The following is a 5,173-nucleotide window of genomic DNA, read 5'->3' as shown; positions in this document are numbered from 1 at the left end:
CGAGCTTGATAAGGTGGCCGAACAGCTGAACGGAAGGCCGCGGCAGACGTTGGGCTGGGCGAAGCCGGTCGAAGTCTTCAACGATTTGCTGGCGAAGCATGCGTCGCTATGACCGCTTGAATCCGCCCCTCAATAATAAGTTCTGTGGTGGCCGGTGGATCCTGGACGTGTCGACGATGTCGATACGCTACCAAGATCCACCATCATAACCACTACTTTCGAAATCAGGCCATCATGCTAGCAAGATGTGCCAGGTGATGCATGGATCAGCCGGCCGCCTCCGGGTCGTCGAAGAAAAGCGCGAAAGCAGGGCCGACTGGGCCGAGCAAGACGCTGGTTGCGAGCACTGTCAGGCTGTAGCCATTTGCCTTAGGGGTTTCACCCTTGGCTGCGCTGGCGCAGGCCTGCTCGGCGACAATTCCGGCAATTTTGCCGTGAGGAACCTTATCGGTTGCCTCGATAACCTTGCCGGCTCCCGAGCAGAAGGTGAGTTTACCACCATCAACGGCTGTCTCCCTAAGTAGGGATGGCTCCGAATCGGCTTCGGGGTTGGGCTGCAGTCGCGGTGTCGGCACTGAGTTATTGGGGTCGAACAACCGAGGTACGACTACCTTGAGCGCGATGTGGCCGGGAGCGTAGAGCACCAGTCCGCCATCGAACTGAAGCTGTAGCACCGTTCCGGGGTGGCCTGCGGTGCCAGAGTCCCAGATGGGAACGTTACCCGGTGCAATGACTACTAGGTTGCCGTCGGTCTGCATCTTCAGGATGGCACCGGGGTGGCCGCCCGTAGAGGTCGAGGCGAAAATGGGCCCGCCGGAGGCTGCGGTAATGAAGTTACCGTCCGCACTCATCCAGCTCACAAAAGCGTTGTTGTCCGACCAGATCGACTCATTGGGACCGAGGCTGTCGCCCGGGTCGAGCTGGAACTGTAGGCTGGAGGCTGATGCCGAGCCGGCGGTTGCCAGGTTTACGCCGAACATACCTACTAGTGCAACCAAGATTGCAACTAGTACGGTAGATCTGTCTCTAGCACGCATTAGTGAATCGTCCCTTTCGGTAGAAGTGGACTATTTATATATAACATATTTGCAAATTATACAAATATATTCTTAAATAGAGAGTAATCCTGACCCTCGGAGTAATCTGCCTCAACCACATCCGGAAGATAAAAGAAACCCTGGAACACGTTGCTGCCGACTGCTACCGAGCACTCACGCTCCTCACTACCGCCTGCAACGGATCAACACAGTGAGTTACCTTGCCGAGGCCCTGCACCGTAGGTCTCCCTCGCGCACCAGTGTCAGCGCGACGGGGGTGGCGAGGGCGATCATCCGTGGGGTCAGGTGCATGCTCTTGCTCCGTGTCTGTCGGCTGGGCAGAGGACCCGCCTCGAATCGTGGGCCCTTCCGGACATCGGAGAACCGGGACCAGCACCCGACCGGGGTGAGGATTCTCCGAGACTGGATCGAGGGGTAGCCCTGTAGCCGCCCAGTCGACGAGAGTGCATCGTGGCCGGGGAGGATGAGCAGCCTTCAGGTAGCCGTGACCCTAAGAGGAGCCGCTGTGCGGGTTGGCATTTGTGACGACGCCCCGATGTGGCGTGAAGCTCTGAGCGACATGCTCGAGCGCGCCGGTGTCACGGTGTGTGTGCAGGCTGCTTCGGCTGGCGAGATGCTCAGCCGCCTGGCGGTTGGCCAACCCGACGTGGTGATCCTGGACCTTCAGCTGGCGCAGAAGGCGCCGGACGGTCTGGCCCTGGCCGAGCAGATACGCGTGAGGTGGCCTCGGGTGGGAATCCTGATTCTCTCCGCCCACCTGGACGCGATGCACATCGTCCAGCTCTTCAAGGACGGGGAGTCCGGTCTTGGGGCATTGTCCAAGGACCGGGTCGACGACGTGGAGATGCTCATCGAGGCGCTTGAGCGGGTGGCCGGCGGCGGCACGGTGGCGGACCAGGCTGTGGTGATGGATGCCTTTCGGCAGAAGACGCGGAGGGCCAGCGCGGTCGAGGAGTTGACTCCTCGCCAGCGGGAAGTGCTGATGCTCCTGGCCGAGGGTCGGTCCAACTACGGAATCGCCCAGCAGCTCAACATCGCAGAAAAGACAGTCGAGGGAACCACCCGGGCCCTCTTTCTCAAGCTGGGCCTGGCCGACGACCGGCTGGGCAATCGTCGGGTGCTCGCCGCCCTGGAGTGGCTACGGGCCAGCTCCGTCCCCCGGGAGCGGCGACTGAGCATCGCGCCACGGCAGTGAGATCCGCACGCTCGTCCCCCGGCCGGGTTCACTGATCAGGACCATCGTCCCGCCCAAGGCCCGGACCCGGTCCTCCATCCCGGCCAGCCCCGATCCTCCGAGCGTGTCGGCGCCTCCGGTGCCGTCGTCGTTCACCTCGACGCGCAACAGGTCACCTTCGCGGTTGACCAGCACTTCAACCACCGTGGCGTTGGCGTGCTTGGACACGTTGGCCAACGCCTCGGAGATCATGAAGTAGACCTCGGCCTCCGTGGTGGCGTCAGGTCGCTCGTCGGGCAGCTGGAGCACCAGCTCCGTCTCCAGGCCTTGCAGCAGAGGTGGAAGCACCGCATCGAGCCCGCCCTCAGTGAGTAGGGGAGGATGGATACCGCGGGCCAGTTGTCGGATTGCCTCGAGGGTTTGATCCACCTCGTCCTTGACTCTCAGTAGAGAGGCGCGGACGTCCTCCTCCCTGACCTGTGAGCGCAGATGTTCGAGCTTCACGCGCAGTGTGACCAGCCTCTGCTGCGCGCCGTCGTGCAGGTTGCGCTCAATACGGCGGCGTTCCACGACACCCGCTTGCGCGAGGCGACGCTGAGAAGCCTCCAGCTCGGCCAGGCGGTCGCGTAAATCGTTCTGCAGCTGTGTCCTGTCGACCGCGAGCTGGGTGGCCGACAGGGCTGAGCGGACCATCTCCTGGTGGGCCACAAGCCTGGGGTCCAGGCTCACGAGCACGTGGGGTAGTCCACCCGCGCCTGGCCCTTCGTCGACAAGCCCGGTTTTCAGGTCCAGGAGGAGTCTCGAGGCGGGGTCGGGTAGCGGGACCGGCCGGTCAGAGGGGTCGAGGTAGAGCCCGTCGTTGGACCCCTGGTGGTAGAGGACCTCGAGCTCGTCGTCCTTCAACGCGCGGCGAAGGGCGTCGCGCATGTCCTGTATATCCGCGGCAACGGAGAGGTCCATGACCAGGTTGGCGATATCGCCGCGGATTCGCTGGCTGCGGTGGACGGAGGCGATCGCGGCACCGGGGATCGCCAGCAAACCCAGGCCCTGGACAAAGACTGTCCAGGCGAGAGCGGTCTCGGTCGACGTCAGTTGCTGCCCGACCGAAGCTCCGCCGGCAATGAGAGCGGCGAGGGACACCCCGATGGCTACCGGTTCCAGGGTGGCGCGATCCGCGCCCGAGGCCGACCGGATCCGCTGCAGGAGGACCTGTACCCCGATAGCAGCGATGCCGAGATCGAGGAAGCCGTACCAGCGCGCGACGGACACACTTACGTCGTGGTTCGGCCAGAGCGTCGGCCACCAGGCCTCGGCGCTGAAGCCAGCCCATTCGGGCTCTGAGATGAACGTGTGCAGGAGGTTGAAGACGATGAAGTCCAGGACCGCCAGACCCATGAAGAACCGGGACATCCTGGTTGGCCGCAGGTCGGACGGATAGCTCACGATAATCACGGCGAGCAGTCCCCAGCAGACCCCGGATGAGTTCCAGCTGATGAAGGGGCCGAGGCCTGCGTCGCCGATGGCAGATAGGTTCGATGGCCAGATCATCCCCGTGGCCACCAGACCCCACCCCGCGAGACGCCCGCGGGAATGGCCGATCAGTCCCACGCCGGTTCCGATCAACCCGATCGAGGTCACGAGGCAGCCGATAGTGGCCAGAGGGAAGAACCTCCAAGCGCCCGCCAGGGACGCGTGGCTGACGACCGCCACGGCAGCCAGGGAGATCAACAGCGTAACGGTCCTGAGGCGGAGGAACGGACGGTCAGCAGACTTCCGCGGGGCCGCCCACAACACTCTTCGAGTCTCCGATCCCAGCAGGCTCAGCAGTACGGCAACAGTATGTTGCCATTCAAACGGGTCTCACTACCCGGCGGGAGTTCAGTGCTGGGTGAGCCGCAGGTCGGTGGCGTGGTGTGCGTCCGAGGCGGACACCGAGTGTCGCGACGTTGCCGAAGCCGAACAGGAATGTCAACCCGACGACGATCCCTACGACCGTGGTCACCAGGCGGACCGAAGCGTCCGGACCCGCCAGATGTGCGGAACGTGTGTTCGAACTAGTGGATGATGTTGTCGGCTCGCCGTTCACCGGACATCATCCCTGGTCGGGAGTCGTGGCGAGACCGGGCGGATACTGATTTCAGGACCCTGAACCAAGATCAGACGGTTCTTATTGCGGTGTGTTAGGTCCAGCGAGGTTCGAGCCCCCCGCGGTCCACCCCGCAGCGTGACGAACCGCCTGACCTGCAGAAACAGGTTGGTTCGCACGTTGTGGACGTGCTCGTGCCCGCCGAAACTGCAGGTCGGCGGGCCGGGCAGGTGGTTCGAGCCTCCTTTGGCTCTGTAGCAGTCGACTCCTGTCGGTAGTCGCCGCGGCTGGGACCGGACCAGCATGCGGGTTGTTCGCGGCCTTTGGTGCGAGAGCCGGCAGGTCCGTGGTCGGGCTCCTGCTTACCAAAGTTCGTCCGCACGGCCCCGGCCTGCGTTGCTGGGCGGTGCAGTCGGCGAATATCGTCCGGATGCTGGGCCTGCGGAGGTTCGTCGCGGACGAGTTGGAGGAGCTGCGACGACGCTGGGACACCTGACGGCCCGGGGCCAGGCTCGATGCCGCGCCGCCGACAGCCCTCCGCCAGGCAGGTGGAGGCGACGGCGGGGCGGCCCAGGGGACGGGCGCGGGGAACCGAGATGACCCATCCGCCGATCGACGTCCGGCGCGAGGGTCACCTGTATCGCCCTCACACGCGGAGACAGGACGAATCGGGCCCAGACGCCCACGGACTGTCGATACCGTGCGGGCGAAATTGGTGCGCGGGCGAGCGGAGCCTGTCAATCCCGGTGAGACATCAGGCGGCTTGGTTCGTGGGTAGCGTCTCCTGGGTCTCGATGATCGCTGGGGGCTGGTTGATCCATGCCTTGGCTGGGAGCGCGGGCGGGGTTGGTCGGC

The 5,173-nt window shown here is 64.1% G+C and carries 3 protein-coding genes; 1 reads left to right on the top strand and 2 read right to left on the bottom strand.

Features of this window, described 5'->3' with window-relative positions; genetic code table 11:
• Positions 1-266: 266 nt before the first annotated feature.
• Entirely contained in the window at positions 267-980 is a 714-nt protein-coding gene (locus NBZ85_RS27355; RefSeq protein WP_261559233.1) for a hypothetical protein, read from the bottom strand.
• A gap of 541 nt (positions 981-1,521) precedes the next feature.
• On the opposite strand from NBZ85_RS27355, the gene NBZ85_RS27350 reads away from it, so the two are divergent.
• Complete coding sequence (locus NBZ85_RS27350) at positions 1,522-2,253, top strand: response regulator transcription factor (protein ID WP_261559232.1); 732 nt, start codon at positions 1,522-1,524, stop codon at positions 2,251-2,253.
• Here the strand turns inward: NBZ85_RS27350 and NBZ85_RS27345 are convergent.
• The gene (locus NBZ85_RS27345) at positions 2,197-3,960 is read right to left on the bottom strand and encodes a sensor histidine kinase (RefSeq protein ID WP_261559231.1); all 1,764 of its coding nucleotides are present in this window, start codon (positions 3,958-3,960) and stop codon (positions 2,197-2,199) included. The genes NBZ85_RS27350 and NBZ85_RS27345 overlap by 57 nt on opposite strands.
• Between the last annotated feature and the right edge of the window lie 1,213 nt (positions 3,961-5,173).

Origin of the sequence: Frankia tisae (assembly GCF_025403405.1) — a bacterium.
In the GTDB taxonomy this organism is placed as follows: Bacteria; Actinomycetota; Actinomycetes; order Frankiales; family Frankiaceae; genus Frankia; species Frankia tisai.
The sequence above is the reverse complement of the archived record's forward strand: the minus strand, read 5'-3'. Positions and strand labels throughout refer to the sequence as shown.

Excerpts from the sequence above, each read along its gene's own strand:
- NBZ85_RS27355 (WP_261559233.1), bottom strand. The coding sequence starts at position 980 with ATGTTCGGCGTAAACCTGGCAACCGCCGGCTCGGCATCAGCCTCCAGC.
- NBZ85_RS27350 (WP_261559232.1), top strand. The coding sequence starts at position 1,522 with ATGAGCAGCCTTCAGGTAGCCGTGACCCTAAGAGGAGCCGCTGTGCGG.